Source organism: Streptomyces sp. NRRL S-646, assembly GCF_000720765.1.
Lineage (GTDB): Bacteria > Actinomycetota > Actinomycetes > Streptomycetales > Streptomycetaceae > Streptomyces.
On the sequence record NZ_JODC01000046.1, the window covers coordinates 1 to 16,776 of the forward strand.

Annotated in this window: 12 protein-coding genes and 1 pseudogene; 4 read left to right on the forward strand and 9 right to left on the reverse strand. The window is 68.0% G+C overall.

Annotation, left to right across the window (positions count from 1 at the left end; all coding sequences use genetic code 11):
• Window positions 1-701 precede the first annotated feature (701 nt).
• The 7 genes from IH68_RS60090 to IH68_RS0148295 all read right to left on the reverse strand — a co-directional run bounded on the left by IH68_RS60090 (window position 702) and on the right by IH68_RS0148295 (window position 9,124).
• Entirely contained in the window at window positions 702-1,049 is a 348-nt protein-coding gene (locus IH68_RS60090; RefSeq protein ID WP_078912955.1) for an acyl-CoA carboxylase subunit epsilon, read from the reverse strand.
• Window positions 1,050-1,349: 300 nt separating this feature from the next.
• Complete coding sequence (locus IH68_RS0148275) at window positions 1,350-2,747, reverse strand: FAD-binding oxidoreductase (RefSeq protein WP_030950062.1); 1,398 nt, start codon at window positions 2,745-2,747, stop codon at window positions 1,350-1,352.
• 512 nt (window positions 2,748-3,259) lie between these two features.
• Window positions 3,260-3,898, reverse strand: a complete 639-nt coding sequence (locus IH68_RS56900; protein ID WP_159403891.1) for a hypothetical protein — start codon at window positions 3,896-3,898, stop codon at window positions 3,260-3,262.
• 570 nt (window positions 3,899-4,468) lie between these two features.
• A complete protein-coding gene (locus tag IH68_RS52245) occupies window positions 4,469-4,900 on the reverse strand; it encodes an NADAR family protein (RefSeq protein WP_051834149.1) in 432 nt (143 codons plus the stop codon).
• A gap of 217 nt (window positions 4,901-5,117) precedes the next feature.
• Window positions 5,118-6,797 carry a PcfJ domain-containing protein gene (locus tag IH68_RS0148285; RefSeq protein WP_030950067.1) on the reverse strand — a complete coding sequence of 560 codons (1,680 nt, stop codon included), beginning with the start codon at window positions 6,795-6,797 and terminating at the stop codon, window positions 5,118-5,120.
• 589 nt (window positions 6,798-7,386) lie between these two features.
• Window positions 7,387-8,253 carry a TIGR03620 family F420-dependent LLM class oxidoreductase gene (locus IH68_RS0148290; RefSeq protein ID WP_030950070.1) on the reverse strand — a complete coding sequence of 289 codons (867 nt, stop codon included), beginning with the start codon at window positions 8,251-8,253 and terminating at the stop codon, window positions 7,387-7,389.
• Between the two features lie 46 nt (window positions 8,254-8,299).
• Window positions 8,300-9,124, reverse strand: a complete 825-nt coding sequence (locus tag IH68_RS0148295) for a nucleotidyltransferase family protein (RefSeq protein ID WP_078912957.1) — start codon at window positions 9,122-9,124, stop codon at window positions 8,300-8,302.
• A 543-nt stretch (window positions 9,125-9,667) separates the two neighbouring features.
• On the opposite strand from IH68_RS0148295, the gene IH68_RS0148300 reads away from it, so the two are divergent.
• A complete protein-coding gene (locus IH68_RS0148300) occupies window positions 9,668-11,194 on the forward strand; it encodes an ISL3 family transposase (protein WP_267883800.1) in 1,527 nt (508 codons plus the stop codon).
• Between the two features lie 208 nt (window positions 11,195-11,402).
• Here IH68_RS0148300 and IH68_RS0148305 read toward each other — a convergent pair whose 3' ends face one another.
• Window positions 11,403-11,981 (reverse strand): TetR/AcrR family transcriptional regulator, encoded by a 579-nt coding sequence (locus IH68_RS0148305; protein WP_030950078.1) that lies wholly within the window; start codon window positions 11,979-11,981, stop codon window positions 11,403-11,405.
• Window positions 11,982-12,196: 215 nt separating this feature from the next.
• Between IH68_RS0148305 and IH68_RS0148310 the strand changes: the two genes are divergently transcribed.
• Window positions 12,197-13,012, forward strand: a complete 816-nt coding sequence (locus tag IH68_RS0148310; RefSeq protein ID WP_037886589.1) for an oxidoreductase — start codon at window positions 12,197-12,199, stop codon at window positions 13,010-13,012.
• Window positions 13,013-13,632: 620 nt separating this feature from the next.
• Here the strand turns inward: IH68_RS0148310 and IH68_RS0148315 are convergent.
• A pseudogene (locus IH68_RS0148315) lies at window positions 13,633-14,209 on the reverse strand (IS110 family transposase); the annotation flags it as partial.
• A 323-nt stretch (window positions 14,210-14,532) separates the two neighbouring features.
• On the opposite strand from IH68_RS0148315, the gene IH68_RS0148320 reads away from it, so the two are divergent.
• The gene (locus IH68_RS0148320; RefSeq protein ID WP_030950081.1) at window positions 14,533-15,615 is read left to right on the forward strand and encodes an IS110 family transposase; all 1,083 of its coding nucleotides are present in this window, start codon (window positions 14,533-14,535) and stop codon (window positions 15,613-15,615) included.
• Window positions 15,616-15,782: 167 nt separating this feature from the next.
• On the forward strand, window positions 15,783-16,776 hold a 994-nt coding region (locus IH68_RS59355), incomplete at its 3' end, for a hypothetical protein (RefSeq protein WP_159403893.1).

Sequence of the window (16,776 nt, forward strand, 5' to 3'; positions counted from 1 at the left end):
CTCCTCGATTTCTGCGTCAGGCGCGGATCGGCTTGCGCGGCGGCCGCACACGTTCCGGTGACATCCACAGTGACATCGCGTCACATACCGCCCTCTGAGACTGCCGCTCCGTAGTACGTAGCGATGCCCGTGAAGATGAGGCCACCGATTGCCGCCAGGGCGCCAACCACCGTGCCGACGTGGATCCACGGGATCCGCTTCCACCACGGTTTTCCAGGTTCGGGCTCCCCCGCCGGATCGGCTTCCGGCTCCGGTTGTGGCGGGGGCTCTGGTTCCTGCTGGTCATCCCGCGCTCGGACCCGCGCATGGACCCGGGCGGGTGCTGTGCGCTGACGTGCCAAACGAAGCCGAACGTGCCTCTGAGTTTCGCTGGTCACTCGCCCCCCTTTGTGCATCCAAGAGCGTAGCGGCTGGCACAGCTCTACCGGCGTCGGTAGCTCACCTTCCGATCCCTCGGCCGTACACCGAAGCCGAGCCGCCCGAACGACCACCCGACAGGCCGCCTAGCTGCGGCGCCGTGGGGCGCGGGGCGTGGACGATAGCGCCCTGGTTGGCGTCAGGGGTCAGGCCGTACACCTGCCACACGGAGGTGGATTTCGCCGCGGCTGAGGCACCCCGGGCTGGGCAGGAAGGCGGAGCGGGTGTTAGCCGCACCGGAGGCCGAGGCCCCACACCGTGGCCCGGGTTGGTTCCAGACGTGGTCAGGGAAGTCGGGGGCATGTCCGCCAGGAGCTCGCCGGCACGTGGCTGTTCCAGGACCGGTCCCAGCGCGCTCGGGAGGTCCTGCGTTCCGGTTCGGCCCGCCGCGAGGAATTCGCGTTGCCAAGCGCACTCAGGACGACGGCGAGGGCTGCCATTTCGAGTTCGCTGGGCCGGCCACGGTGGATACGCAGGTGATGGGGCATCTCTTCACGTTGTTCCAACCTGCGCGGCGGTTCATCTCCAGTTCCGCCATCCGGGCGACTGTGTTGGCGGCGGCTGAGCTGGCTGTGTTCACCCTGCTCGTGAACAAAGCCACGGCGTGCGCAGCCGCACCGAGGCGGTGGCATCAGCCCTGTTCAGCCTCCGGACGCCGCACGCCGCGGCGATGAGGAAGCCGATAGGGATGATTCCCGTTGCTCACCGGCCGACCCAGTGCGCAGGCGAAGGCGACCGAACGGAAGCCGAAGCGGAGAAGTCATGGAAACCGCCGAAAAGCGCGTCGTGACGCCCTTCTACGAGACCGTCAACAGCAGCCCGACCAGGGACCTGGACGAGGTCTCCGCAGCCGACCTCGAAGGCCACGCGGGAGCGGAATCGGATCACCGACCTGACCGCTCGCGGCGCCGCGAGCGTGTCTCCTGCGGGCCTCAAGCGGCGGCGGGCGCGATGTTCTGGTTGGCGCGGAAGAAGTTGTCCGGGTCGTAGGCGCGCTTGATCGAGGCCAGCCGGTCGTAGTGGCCGCGGTAGGTGGTCCGCACACGTTCCGGGCTCTCCTGGGCGCCGAGGAAGTTGACGTAGGAGCCGCCCATGGAGTGCGGGTGCAGGTCGGTCCAGTAGTCCACGCACCACTGGCGGATCACGTCCGCATTGGCGGGGTCCGGGTCGATGCCTCCGATCACGCCGGACCACACGGCGTCCCGGTAGGCCCAGGCCGTGTCGTCGGCGCCCACCTGGTGGGCTGCCCCGTCCACCGGGTACAGGTGCAGCGTCGACAGGTCGGTGGGGATGGCCTGGCCGTATCGCTCGTGGACCTCGATCGCGGCGTCGGAGAGGGTGTCCAAGAAGTCGCCGCGCCAGTACCACTGCAGTCCCTTGGGGATCAGTTCGTCGAACATGGTCTGCAGGGCGGGGTAGGGCATGGGCGTGGTGAAGTGGAAGGCGGGCGGCGCGGGTTCGTTCACTGCGGCCAGTACCTCTTCCAGGCGGTTGGCCTCCAGGTCGCCGGTGTAGCACCACACCACGCCGCACATCTTCTGCCCGTGGATCGGGTCGGGGAAGGGCGGGCCCGGCGGTACGACCAGGACGGCGAAGAAGCCGGTGAGGTCTGGTGGCGCGGCGGGCAGGAACTCCCGGTACCAGCGCAGCACCTCCGACGTGCGGTCGATGGGCCACACGGTGACCGCGACCCCGACCGTGTGTACCGGGTGGAGTCGGAAGGTGAATGAGGTGACGACGCCGAAGTTCCCGCCGCCGCCCCGCAGCGCCCAGAACAGGTCGGGGTGGTCCTTCTCGGAGGCGGTGACGAAGGAGCCGTCGGCTAGGACGACGTCGGCGGCGAGCAGGCTGTCGATGGTCAGGCCGTACTTGCGGGTCAGGTGGCCGTGCCCGCCGCCGAGGGTGAGCCCGCCGACCCCCGTGGTCGACATGATGCCGGCCGGCACGGCGAGGCCGAAGGTGTGCGTGGCGTGGTCCACGTCGCCCAGTTGGCTGCCGCCGCCAACCTGCGCGGTCCTCGCCTCGGGGTCGACCCGCACCCAGCGCATGGGCGACAGGTCGAGGACGAGACCGTCGTCGAGCAGGCACAGGCCCGGCCCGCTGTGGCCGCCGCCGCGCACCGCGAGCTCGACCCCGGTGTCCTTGGCGAAGGAGATCGTGGTCCTGACGTCCGCCGCGTCGACGCACTGCGCGATGGCGGCCGGACGCCGGTCGATCATCGCGTTGTAGATGCTGCGGGCCTCGTCGTAGCCCGGGTCCGGAGGAGCGAGGACAGGTCCTCGCAGTCCCTCGCGCAGCGTGTCGAGCGCCGTGCCGTTGATACCGCCCATGACTGAACACCCCTTGGGAAGGTGACGGCGCAAGTCAATGGCGCGCGATGTCCATGTGGGGTACGGAGGGCGTGGGTGCGGCGATCGGTTCGCGCCTCGAGTAATAAGTGAGACGAGCTCGTGGATACCGGCAAAGACTGTTGCCCTGCCGGTATCCACCAGTCTGCGTCCGCCCGCCTCCACCCGCACTTCGGATCGTCGCGCAGGTCCATGACAGCTCGGAGAACAGTTGCCGGTGGTCGCTGCGGCCACGCGATTCTGAGTCCTGGGCGAGCCGCCCCGCCATGCTCGGCCGACCCCGACGCCATCCCGATGCGCAGGCTTCCAGTTCTGGACCACGAGGAGGCCGGGAACATGCCTCTGATCGAGCGCCGCTGATCCGGGCCGCCTGGGAGTGCCCGAGGTACTGCCAGGCGGCCTCCCCTGCCAGGACTACAAGATGGGGTACGCCGCGAATGAGTTCGTCGACATCGTCACGGAGTTCTACCGCGTGCTGAACGGCCGCAAGTGCACTAGCTACCTGAGGACTCGGCTATGGCAGCCACGAGGGTCAGGGCTTCGGCCAAGAGAAGCAGAACTGCTCCTCGGTAAGCCCACGATCGTCTTCCGAGGGCCTTGCTGTTCCTGTGCTGCGCCGTCACCAGCGCGGTGACGACGGTGACCTTCGCGTCCGTCGGGGCTGCCCCGCTTTCCCACAGGTCCATGATGATCCGAGCTGAGGGACCGTGTAGCCACAGTTTCGTCGGCACAAGGATGATGAACGCACAACATCCGAGAGCCAGCAGGATGCCCAGCAATGCCCATGCAGTCCAGGAGGGAAGTAACCCCCCTTTCGCGCTATCCGCATGAACAAGCCCCAGTCCGGTGGAGAAGCTGGTCATCAGCGCAGCAACACCGAGAACCCCCGACGCCCGGGTCCTAAGGCTCTCGAATGCGCTTGTTTGACTCGCCAGCTTCGCTTTGGCCGCCTCGTACGCCAGGTCAACCAGTTCATCACCGCCAGCAGCAGTGCGCTGCCAGGAGACGGACGACTGCCCCGGGTACGCAGCACCGGTCCCGTGCGGCGCGCCGCTTGGTGGAGCAGGCGGCTCGGGAGCAGGGGCGTAACGGGGCTGCTCAGCCGGTGTGTGCTGCCAGTCCTCCTCTGCCACGATCTACTCCTTCCTGCATGGCTGAAGCAGTCCGGTGCGATGGGAATCGGACAAGGCAGTCACCTGGTCACTAGGCAGAAGCTGACGGCTCTTGACCAGATGGTTCGGGGCATGGGGGACCTCCGGACCTCCGCGACGAGCCCCGAGCAGCATCAGCCTACGAGCGCCACTGCTGTCCCGCATGCGCGCGGACGGCTACCGGCCGATACGGCGCCCGTACGGGGATGCCGGCCGGTTCGGCTGCACACTGCCCGGTATGCCGCTGCGGGCGCCGCCGCCCTGGGGGCCTGCGGGAGCGGGGCGTGGACGATGGCGCCCGCGTTGGCCTCCGGGATCAGCCCGTACACGAGGACACAGGAGGCGTCGATCCGGCCCGGCGAATCAGGGTCGGTGGGCTGCCAGGTCGACCACTCGCGTTCCATGTCGAGGAACAGGCCACGGAAGCGGACCTTGTCCTACACCATCTGCTGGGCGATCGGCTCGGCGCGGAGCAGCTTGCCAAAAAAGAAGCCCTCCCGCAGCGGAGCATGACGCTCTGCCGGGGAGGGCTTCCGGTGTGACAACTGACCGTCAGCCGTGGTGTGCGCGAATGGCCATCAGCAACTCGCCGAGCATGTTCGTGCGTGGGACCCGCTCGTGCTTCGGACAGAAGCACGAGCCCCAGAACTGGTCATGCCAGTGGTTCGTCTCGATGAGCATCAGGTCACCGGTGGCGACAAGCCGCTGGCTCAGGCCGGGGACAGCGAACTTGGCCATGAGCACACGCTGCATGGCCCAGACGCGTATTCCGGTGTTCCAGCCGGGGCGCAGCGTTACCCGGCGGCCCCGCCCCTTGCTTTCGCCGGGAGTTGGAGCACTGAGCACGTGGTTCTGCTCAGCGGGATCGAGGGTCTTCAGCGCGTTGAATGCGTGTTCACCGGAGGCGGCTTCGCGTCCCAGCTGCGGGACGAAGAAGGGCGTCTCCTCGAAGTTCGAGAGGAATCCGAGGCTGTCGGTGAACATGGGCATCTGAGGGTATTGGGCCACGGTGATCAGTCCTGACGTCTCATCGGCGCACTTGCGAGTCGTCTCCCGGATCAGCTCTGCTGATCACAGCAGTAGAAGCACACAAAAAGAGAATCCCAGCAGTCCACGTGCTCCTCCGGCATTCCGGGTCGCAAGAGAAGAACCCCGGCCTGATGCCGGAGCATCAGGCCGGGGTCCTTGTAGAGATTCGACGTCAGTGAGTCCTCTGGGGCAGTCGCAGCCCGTCCATGCCCAGAGCATCAGGGTGGAAACTGACTTCCATGGCGACCAGCCCGTCGACGACCTGCTGGGCCGCTGCGCCGAGCTCGCGCACGGCGTCGCGGTTGTTCTTCCCGAGGATCTGCTCTACGCCATGCGACTGCGTGATCTGCAGGTTCAGACGCACGCGGCCGTCCGCTTCGCAGACCGCGGCGAATACATCCAGTTCCAGCTCGCGGGCGTACCCGCCGATGCAGTTGTTGAGCATCGCACCCCAGCGGGAGAGCGTCTCGGCATCACGGGCGACGACGAGGCTCAGACCGGGGGCTGCTTCCCGGCCATCCAGCAGTGCGGCCGTCTGCAGTGCCCATTGGTGGCGCTGGGCCTGCTTCGCGATCCGTTCGAGGCGGCGGGCCTCCTCGCGTTCGTGGCGCTCACGATCGCGGGCAGCCATCAGCTCGTGCCGACGGTCCTCGATCAGACCCAACGCCTGTACGCGGAACGCCTCGTCCTTCCAGAGGTCCCAGTCAGCGACCTGGGCCGTGCCCTCGGGAAGCAGCCGGATTTCGCGGTTGTAGTGCTCCATCTCGCGATGGGCGTAGATCTCCTCCTGTATGACGCGCTGGGCCGTGCGGCCCCGGGGGTTGTGCCAGCGCTCGATTGCGGGCAGGTCCCGGACCAGGTGTTCGAGGTCGCGGGAGCCGCGGACCCGGCGCTGCCCGCGGGCAGCAATGATCTCCGGAAGGAGGTCGAGGTCACGCGTGACGGCCAGACGGTGAGCCGTGCAGTCGGCAGCATCGGCCAGCGTGCGCCGCGCCTGGTGCACAGGCTCCTTGAGGATCCGTCGCAGCACCGGCTGCGGAGTCCGGCGCAGGATCGAGCGGATGCCTCGGCGCTGCCGGGAGGTGAGCGACGGCTCGCGCATCAGGCTGCGGCCGCGGGCTGTATTCGTGGTGCCCATTGCGTCGATGAGCCAGTCCACGGGCACCAGCCCGCGGAACATCGCGAACCAGCTCAGGGTGCTGATGTCCAGACGCTCCACCTCGCGGGCCAGCGGCCGGCGGTACGCGCGCACACCGAAGAGGTTCTTCGCGACCTGCGCGTGGTCGTGGGCATCGAGATAGGGCAGGTAGGCGGCGGCCGGACGAGCCTGCCGGTCGTCCTTGAGCAGCGGGAAGCGGTCGTTCCAGTTCGGCAGCTCGCCGATGTGTTCGCGGATCGCGGCGATCGCCTGCTCCGCGGCGTTGTCGACTCCCTCGGGCTCCGGTCCTTCGAGCCGGCGGGCCTGCGGGTGGCTGCGCATCCACAGCTGCAGTGTCCCGGACAGCCCGTGGATCCAGGACTCGACCACGGTCTCGGAGAAGACATGGCGAGTGGTGGATTTGCCAGTGCGGCGGTCGATCTCGCGCAGGACGACGAGGTCCTTCTTCGTGCGGGCCATCGACGTGAGCTTCTCGGAGGTCCAGTAGTGGAATGCCTTGCCCGAGGCACGCATGCGGTGCACGCGCCTGTAGAGCGAAACGGCGACGGACGTCCGGCCGTCAGGCAGAGCCCGCGCCAGGATTCTCAGGCTTATACCGGAGATCGCGCCTTCGACTGCGCCGGCACCCTGCTCGGCAAGGGCGTCGTCGACATACTTGATGTAGAGCAGGGCGTGCTCGATGCGCTCGGGCATGGTGGTCTCCCCCGGGAAGACGTGATGGATTCGGCAGTGAGACCCCCGGCGCTGCCTTGCAGCGCACTGCCCGCGTCTCACCCGATTCCCTCGCACCCAACTCGCCCCTCTGTCAGGCCATTCGGGATCTCCTGTCAATGAAGGGCCATGTCATTTGAAAGGTCTTTCATCAGGGATGGCACAGCCCGGCTGGCACGGAGTGAGAAGCCGGGGCTGAGCGTGCGAAAAAGGAAGACCCCCGCCGACGGTCCCGGCGAGGGTCTTGGCTGTGCTGTTCGTCAGGCACACCGTTTGATGCGCGTGGCCCCCGAGTCGCCCTGAAGCCCGGTGGCCAGGTTGTACCAGATGATGGGGATTCTTGAAAACGACCAGGGTTGCTCGTCGCCCCACTCGCTCTGAACGTTCAACGGAGTGGGGAGTTTCAAGGTTCTGACACGCGGTCGCGTGATGACTGCGCCAGATGCCTATCACCCACTACGACATCCGGTTGCCACACCACGGAGACGCGGTCGCAACCGGTGATCTGCGCGCCTACCACCGGCCGCCAGGGGCACAGGGCCGAGGCCGTACCCCCAATGCGCTTGCAGTGCTAAGCAAGAGGCAGGCGCTCGGCCACGGCACGCCAAGCGGTGATGGGGAAGGTATGCGGGGTGTCGGTGACGATCTGCAGGGCGACGTGGTCCGCGCCCGCCTCCAGGTGGGCCAGGACACGCCGCGCGACGACGTCGGCGGATCCCCACACCACCAGGGAGTCGACGAAGCGGTCACTGCCGCCGTCGGCGAGGTCGCCCTGGGTGAACCCGCCATCCAGCCAGGTCCGCACGTAGTTGGCCTTCGTGAGGTAGGGACCGATCGCCCGCCGCGCCGTGGCACGAGCCGTGACCGGGTCGGTGTCCACCACGGACGTCTGCACCGGCGCGAGGAGCGGCTCCGCCCCCAGCACCGCGCGTGTCCGGGCCGTGTGGGACGGCGGGACCAGGTAGGGCTGCACTCCAGCGGCCCGATCGGCGGCGAGCTGCGTCATCAGGTGCCGGTGCGCGCCCAGGATCCGTGCGCTCTTCGGCAGTGGACCGGCGGACGCGTCCAATGCGTCGAGGTAGGCGGACATCGCCGTATAGGGGCGCTGGTAGACCGAGGCGACCTCCGCGTGACTGACGGCCAGGCCCACCAGCGTCCGTCGCCGATACGGTGCGGGAAGCCCGCGGTAGGCGGCGGCAAGCCGACCGGGTGGAAGGTTCCAGATGGAGACGCAGGAGGGGGCGACGATTGTGTGCCGGGTCGCCGTGAGGAGGGTGAGGCTGCTGTGCAGGTCCCCGCTCGGGTTGCCGCCGGGGTTGCCGCCCAGCCACAACGTGCCGTAGCCGAGCTCCTCGAGTTCGCAGGCGGCCGCTCGCGCTCGGTCGGGATCACCGTGAGTGAAGGCTGTACTCCACACCCCGAACGGCGACACATCCATAGCGCGCCCTCCTCGGAATTCACCTGACGGTGGCCAGTCCTGACGGTCACTCGCCCACAGCCTGACGGTTTGCCCTTCGCGTGGCGAGATCGTGTTCCAGCCTGATCACGTCTGCTGGGGTGTTCACCGCCTGCCAGGGTGCGTCGATCGCGTAACTGGACAGCTGATGGGAGCCGGCCAGACGGGGCAGTGTGCTGTCGGCGTGATCTCCTTCTTCGGGCAGGAGGGAGACGACCCGCCAGGCGAACAGGTACACACCGGCGTTCACCCGGCCCGGCCCCGGGACCGTCGGGGCGAAGTCCGTCACCCGGCCCAGCTCGTCATAGGCCACCGCGCTGCCGGGCAGGCCGGGACCGGCGAGCGCCACGGTCGCCGCGACGCCACCGCGCAGGTGATGGGCGCGCATCCCGCACAGGCAGAAACACGTCCAGATGTCCCCGTAGACGGCGAACCACGGCTCGCCCGGATACGGCAGGGCCCGCGCGGCCCGGCGAAGACCACCGCCGCGCCCCAGCGGCCGCTTCTCGACCACTGCCTCGGTCCGTGGCGGCGACGGACGGGAGTCGAGGTACGAGACGATCACCCCTGCCAGATGTCCTGCAGAGACCACGACGCGTTCGACTCCGCAACCAGCGAGCCAGTCGAGTTGGTGCCGCAGGATCGGCACCCCGTGAATCTCCACCATCGCCTTGGGCCGCTCTCTGGTCAGCGGCAAGAGCCGACTCCCCCTTCCGCCCGCCAGAATGACGGCCTGCCGAGCAGGCAGTGGGTCGTCTCGCCCGCAGACCAGAGGTGGCGTGTCGGCTGCGGCGGGCTCGCCCGGCCTGTGCACACACACGCGAGAGTCGGGCGACCGGCCGGATCGGATCATGCTCATGTAGATACCCGTCCCGCCTGGACGAGACCAGGCGTAAACCGGTCTTCGCGCGCTCTGCACACCGGTTGGTCGACCCGTCGCGTGAGTCTGGTCGACCCGTGTCGAACGCCAGGTCCGGATCGGGGCACGGCACATGGTCTGCCATGACGACGAAGGGCGGCCCAGGAGCACGGGCGCTCTTGGTCCGTCGGTCTGGGCAGCTTCAAGACGGTGTGGCCCGCCATGGGAAACGGCCTTCGGCGTCGCTCCGCGCTGGCCTTCGGCCACCCTGGACAGTCCGTCCCGCCCCTGGACTTGGCTGGCGATCGGGCGGCCCCTCCTTTGTGGCGCCCGTCCGCAGGTCAGGTGATCGGTGGGTGGGGAGATTTATCGAGCAGGTGTGGGGTCACCCCTAGCAGGGGGTGGGGACTTTCAAGGCTCTGACCGCGATTCAGTGAAAGCCCAGGTCAGGGGGGTGAATGCAGGAACGTTCACTCGGGGCAGTTCTCGATCACGGGGGCCTCCTCGATCGAAGACGTACTGTTTCCCGGGATCGATGTGCGGTTGGAGGGCGTAAGTGCCACCGCCGCGGCGCTGCTCGTAGATGCCGCGGCCTGCGGACAACCACCGCGTTGCCCAGGCTGCCGGTGGTTGGGACGCAGAGTGCACTCGACCTACCGTCGCAACCTGTCCGAACGACCTTTGGGCGGGCAGAAGTTGGTCGTGCGTCTGCGGGTACGGCGCTTCTTCTGCGACCGGAAGTCGTGCACCCGTAGGACCTTTGTTGAGCAGGTCGATCGGCTGACAGAACGTCACCGCCGCTCCAGCGTCGGGTTGAAGGAGTGGCTGACGACGGTGGCCGTCGAGCTCGGTGGCCGGCCCGGCGAGCGGCTGTGCCGCAAGCTGAATTTGGCGGCGGGCCGGACCCGCCTGATGGGACTGCTGGAGGAGCCTCCGGCGCCAGGGCGGGCACCACGGGTCCTCGGGGTGGACGAGTTCGCTTTCCGCCGCGGGCGCCGGTACGGCACGATCCTGGTCGACGTCGAAACGGGCCGGGTGGTCGACGTCCTGCCGGACCGCACCTCGGAGACCTTCGCCGCTTGGCTGACGGCCCACCCCGGTGCGGAGATCATCTGCCGTGACCGAACCAGCGCCTACACGAAGGCGATCAAGGAGGCTGCCCCGGCTGCCCTGGAGATCGCGGACCGCTGGCACCTGCTCCGGAACCTCTCCGACGCCGTTGAGAAGACCTGCCACCTGCACCGACCGTGCCTGAAGAAGCACGCGGAACGGGGAGGCGACCGCCCCATCCGGATGCCGCTGGTGGACGCACTGCCGCCCACGCGCATCGTGCAGCGCGTTCTCCACCACCATGCTGAAGTCACACGCATGGTCGCGGCTGGCTATCCGCTCAGCGACATCGCCCGTCGCCTCGGCCTCGACCGCAAGACAGTCCGCCGCTACCGCGACACGAGTCTCGACCATCTCCTCAACAGCGCCCGAGACCGCCGCACCGAGCAGTTGGACGCCTTCAAGCCGTACCTGCAGCAGCAGTACGCCGCAGGCATCACCAACGGCCAGACGCTGTTCCAGCAGATCCGCGAGCGCGGATTCCGTGGCGGCTACTCGACACTCACGGCCTACCTGCTAACCCTGCAAGCCGGCACGGCCCCAGCCGCACCAGCGGAAATCCCGAGCCCGCGCCGGATCACCGCATGGATCATGCGAAACCGCGACCGCCTCAGCACCAAGGAGATCGAGCAACTCGACCAGGCCCGCCTCGCCTGCCCGGACATTGCACGGGCGTGTGACCTCACCCGGGCCTTCACCGACCTCGTCCGCAAACGCCGAGGCCAACTGTTGCCCGCCTGGATCCGCCGGGCCGAACAATCCGACGTTGTCCCGGTCGCCAAGTTCGCCGCGTTCCTCCGCCAGGACCTCGACGCCGTCACCGCTGGCCTCACCCACGAATGGAGCTCAGGCAAAGTCGAAGGCCATGTCAATCGCGTGAAAACGATCAAGAGGGCCATATACGGCCGAGCCGGTTTCCGACTACTGCGGACTCGAATCCTTGCTGAGGAATAGCCGGGTCGGTCACGGAATCCAACCGGCGACCACCCGCTCCGCCACCGAGAAGTCCGTCCCGCAGTCCGGGCAGACGGCTCGTCCATCTCCACCCGCATGACAGAGGAATCCCCGGCGGAACCATCCCGCATTCGGGCTCTGCCAGCCCCACCGCCGGCGCCCCTTCCTGACCACCGCTTTCCCCGGTGCTCCGTCGGGTGGGTGCGGCTCAGCCGCGTCGTCCTGCACCGTGCAGCAGCGTGTCGACGATACGCGTGGCCAGCGCGTCCGGATTCTGTGCGTCCGGGTCTTCGTCAGCACCGGGCCCGTGCAGGGCCTCGCCGATGAGGGCGTAGTAGACCCGCCGTGTCCACTCCAGATCTGCCGCGGGATCGAGGAGTCCCTCACGCTGCGCCCGGGCGAGAAAGGCGAGAGACCGGGCGTTGATCTCGGCCCAGACCTCCTTGGCGACATCGTTCTGCGCCAAGGGGTTGCCGAGCGTGAACCGCCAGGCGCCTTTGACCCGCAGCGTGTTCGCGGTAGCGCGGTGCAGCGCGACCAGCGGGGGTGCAGTGTCCAGGTGGGCGTCGTCGATGGCGTCGGTGAGCTGCTGCTTCGCGGAAGCGGCCAGCGCCTCGATGAGGGCCTGCCGGTTCGCGAACCGCCGGTGAACCGTCGTCCTGGCCAGGCCCGCAGCCTCAGCGATCTGCTCCATCGGCGCGCCGGGATCCTCGGCGAGGACCTTCTCGGCCGCCTCCAGAATCGCGCGCACACTGCGTTCGGCATCAGCCCGCAGTGCTCGCCCCATGTGTCTCCCTTCCCGTCATCGGTTCCTGTCCTCAAAGAGGATACTCCCTAGCAGCACCTTCCCGATAAATTGCAACAGTGGAGTTGCAGATAACTGAAGAACAGGTACTCTTGCGATGCGGTTATTGGCTGGGGGTCGACGGAAGGCGCAAGGCGACCAGGTTCCGCGAAAGCCGCAGATTGCTGTGAACATGATCAACATCTCAGGAGTTCATGATGGCCACGAAACGACCTGTAGCACTCGTGACAGGCGCGTCCTCCGGCATCGGGGAGGCCACTGCCCTCGCCCTCGTCGAAGCGGGTTTCGAGGTGATCGGAACCAGCCGGAACGCCGCGAAGGTCGCCTCCCGAAAGGGCGTGACCTTCCTCGACCTCGACGTGAGCAGTGATGCCTCGGTCGCCACGCTGGTCCAGCAGGTCATCGATCGGTTCGGCCGGATCGACGTCCTGGTCAACAACGCCGGCATCGGCTCATCGGGCGCCACCGAGGAAAGCTCCCTGGCGCAGCACCAGCGCGTCTTCGACATCAACGTCTTCGGCGTCATCCGCATGACGAAGGCCGTCCTGCCCCACATGCGCGCCCAGGGCCGGGGCCGCATCATCAACCTGTCGTCGATCTACGGGTTGATACCCCAGCCGTACATGGCCGCCTACATCGCGTCCAAGCACGCGGTCGAGGGGTATTCCGAGTCCGTGGACCACGAGGTCCGTGAGTTCGGCGTGCGGGTCCTGCTCGTCGAGCCCGGCGGGACCAACACCGCGTTCGAGGGCAACCTCGTGCAGCCCGACACGCCGCTGCCGGTCTACGCGAAACAGCGGCGCATCGTCGACCAAGTGGTCGCCAAGGCGGTCACGGGTGGCGACGCCTCCACCGTCGTCGCCCGGGCCATCATCACGGCGGCCACCGCACGCAAGCCGCGGCTGCGCTCCACCGCCGGCCCGTTCGCCCGGCGCATCAGCCTGCTACGCCGCATGGTCCCCGCCCGGGTTTTCGACCAGCAGATCCGCAAGTTCAACAAGCTGGCCGGCTGACACCCCGCCGCCGGCCTCCTTTCGAAGCGAGCATGTTCTGACCGCGATTTCGTGAAGCCTCAGCGAGATGACTCCAGCTGGATCCGCTACTCGGCGTAGCCATCACGGAAGCGCGGCCAGAACCACTTTCAAATATCCCCATCACAGAAGCCACTACTCAGTCGGACCAAGGTCTCTCGGCTCTGAGCGAGCACCGGCAGCAGACGTCTGGCTGACGGAGACAAGAAAAAGCCCCTGGGGGACCTCGGGTCGTTGGGTCAGTAGCCCTTGTGGGCTGCCGCGCGGGCCTGTGCTTCGGCGTCACGGGCGGGGATAGTGGCAAGAATTTCGCCGGGGGCCTCGGCCCTGGCGAGGGGCTTGGTCCGGGCCTCATCGGCGTAGAGGGTCCACACGTCGCCTCCCATACGGGGCCAGTAGGAGAGCTGCCAGAACCGGCGGTTGGCGTAGCTGATCTGCCAGGACCGCGGCCCGGACGGGTGCGCGCTTACACCGGCCGGAAGGTCGGGGAGTTCCGGCGCCGGGGCGAACATCCGCTCGATGTAGGCGAGGTGTTCGGCCGTCGCCGTGATGGCGACGCGCACCGTGTGCGGCCACCGGTGCCCCTCGGGCAGCATCGGTGCTGGCCGGGGATCCGTAACGTTCCAGCAGCCAGGTCACGGCGGTGTGGTCCAGGCGCGGGCCCAGGACGCGCTCCAGGCTGGGGTGGAACTGGGTGAGCAGGCCGCGTATCCGGTTGGAGATGCGGGTCGCCTCGGCCGCCAGGTCCTGATCGAAGCCCACCAGCACGGTCAGCTCGGCGGTGATCTCATCGGTCAGCTGGAGCGAGCGCAGGGTGTGCGGCATGGTCCGGGCGGCGTCCGCGATCACCGCGGCGTCCTTGGCGTCGGTCTTCGCCTCGCCGGGGTAGAGATCGGCGATCCGCCGCATGGACAAGCCGGGCAGGTAGGCGACCTTGCAGCCGGCGTCCCGGGCGACGGTCAGGGGCAGGGCTCCGATGGAGGCGGGCTGGTCCACGATCACCAGCACGGTGCCGAACTTCGCGGCCAGTTTTTCGAAGACGGCCCGCAGCTTCGGCTCGCTGTTGGGCAGTTGCTTGTCGAAGACCTTCTTGCCGGCCGGGGTGAGGCCGTGCCCGTGATGGGCGCTCTTGCCGACGTCCAGCCCGAGGAAGACACCCACGTCGTCGATGTCGTTCAAACCATCCTCCCGAACGGGGTTCGTGCGGTGCTGGCCAGGGCGTTGGCGTCGTATGCGCGCATCCACGTTATGCAGACCTGCCGCCCGCAAGCGGCCGGGCATTGCGCCAGGCCAGGCGGTAGTCGGACCTCTGACTTGTTGAATCGGTGCCAGACGCGCGGTCTGCAGCCGTAGCGTCCAGGGTGCCGGTCAGCATGGGCTCGCGTGACCTCATGCCGCCCCAACTCGGGCTGGCTCATGATGAGTTTGCCGCCGTTGGCCGGCACCCGCGTGGTGTGGCTCGACAGAGGCGTGACCATTGGACGCTGAGACTTCAAGTCAGAGTGCCCACCGCACCCGTCCCCTCCCGCTCAGACCTGGTCAGGGTGCCCGTGATCACCATCGGTATCGATCCTCACAAGTCCTCTCACACCGCTGTCGCCGTCGACGCCAGCGGACACCAACTCGCCCAGCGCCGCTTCGTTGTCAACGCCGGGACCGTCCGGCAGCTGATGCGCTGGTGCGAGAAGTGGCCCGCGCGCCGCTTCGCCGTCGAAGGCGCCAAAGGGCTCGGTCGCAGCCTCGCCCAGCAGCTGGCCGCAGCCGGCGAGCACGTGGTGGATGTTCCTTCCACCCTCTCCGCCCGGGCCCGGCTCCTGGCCACCGGCGGGGACCGCAAGACCGATGCCGCCGACGCTCTGCACGTCGCCCAGGTCGCCCTCTTCCGGCACGACCTGCGCAAGGTCGAGGCGGAAGACCAGTCGACGATCCTGCGGCTGCTGACCGAGCGGCACGATGACCTGGTCAACGAACGCACCCGCATCATCAACCGCCTCCATGCCGTGCTGCGGGACCTGCTGCCCGGCGGTGCCCCCACCCGCCTGTCCGCGGAGAAGGCCGCAGCCCTCATGAAAGGGCTCCGTCCGGCCACCGCCACCGACTGCTGCCGCCGCGACCTCGCTCGGGATCTCCTGGCCGACCTGCGGCGCGTCGACCGGCAAGTCCGCCACAACGAGGCCCAGATGCGCGACGCTCTGGCCGTCGCCCGCACCGCCCTTACCGCGCTACCCGGCCTGGGCACCGTGCTCGCCGCCAAGCTCCTTGGACACGTCGGCGACGTCACACGCTTCCCCACCGAGCACCACTTCGCCAGCTACACCGGCACAGCGCCCCTGGACGCTTCCAGCGGCAGGAACGCCCGCCACCGCCTCAACACCGGAGGCAACCGCGCGCTGAACTGCGTGCTGCACATCATCGCGGTCTGCCAGATCCGCGACGGCGGCCGAGGCCAGGACTACTACCTGCGGAAAATCACCGAAGGAAAGACACCAGCCGAGGCCCGAAGGGCCCTTAAACGACGCCTGTCGAACGTCGTCTATCGCACCCTCAAACGCGACCGCCACACGACTCTCGCTGCGGCCTCTTGACACACAGAGGCACTCATCAGCGTCTCCAACGGCGCCTCTCGGGCCCGGTGACACCACCCCCCAGGTCATCCGTTCGACAGGGGGGAACAGCCATGCCGGGCCCGGAGGCCAGCGGCCCTCTTGCAGGACCGCCGAAAAGATAACGGGGGGAGGAGGAGGCCGGTTTCGTGGACAAGGCCTGGGTCAAGACGCTCGATGACGCGTGTGCACGGCAGGCGCGCGGTGACGTGGGCGGCGTGTGGGGCAAGACAGTGGACGACGCTCTGATGAGACTTGAGCGCTGGCTGACAAGGCCGTCCGCGGATGCGCCATCCGACGGTTCGTCAGAGGCGGCGCGGCTGGTGGCACGCGTCCGCTGGTACCGCTCACAAGCCATGAGCGGCAAGGGCGCCGCGGATGAGGCTGAGGGGGCGGTGCGTGCCCTTGATGCGCTGGTCCAGGGGGCAGCCACGTCGGCACTGGAGGCTGATCTGCTCGAGGCTTTCACCGTGTACCTCGCCAACGTGCTGCGCGCATCGATGAATGTGCATTGGGCACGGCCGGAGTTGTGGCGTGAACGGACGCGCTGTCTGCGGGGACTGTTGGAGGACGAGCGGCTGCCGGTGGAACTGCGGGGTGAGGCGGCCGTGGTGCTGGGGTGGGCGTTTTGGGCGGAGTACGAGCGCACTCCTGGCCACGATGGTGGGCCAGTGCTTGCCCTGTCGCTGCAGGCTTTTGAGGTGGCATACGACTGCGAGCGTGTCTTCCCGGCCCCGGACCTCGTGGCTGAACACCTGTTCATCATGAGGGCGCGCGAGGCCGACGACTTTCACCATGAGCTGCGCTGGGGGGCATCGTCCGATCCCGGCGGTCAGCACCTCAGGACGCTGTCGTCCTCCGTGGCCCATGGCCGCTACCGGCTGCGCGCGGCCGGTGCCGACCGCGACTCCATCGCGGCGGCCACGGCCGAGCGCTGTGTCCGCACAGTGCGACGGGCGTGGCGTCGCTGCGGTCGGCTTCCGCGATCCGTTCGAAGGCCCACAGGACCGAGTAGAGATCGCGGAGCGGCGTCTCTCCAGGGGGCGCGTCATCGTAGGTCAGGCAGAACCGGTGAGTACGGACAACTGGTGTTCGCGCGTCTCGGCAACGCTCGGCCGGCGGCGGTGCCCCGTAGGGCGAATC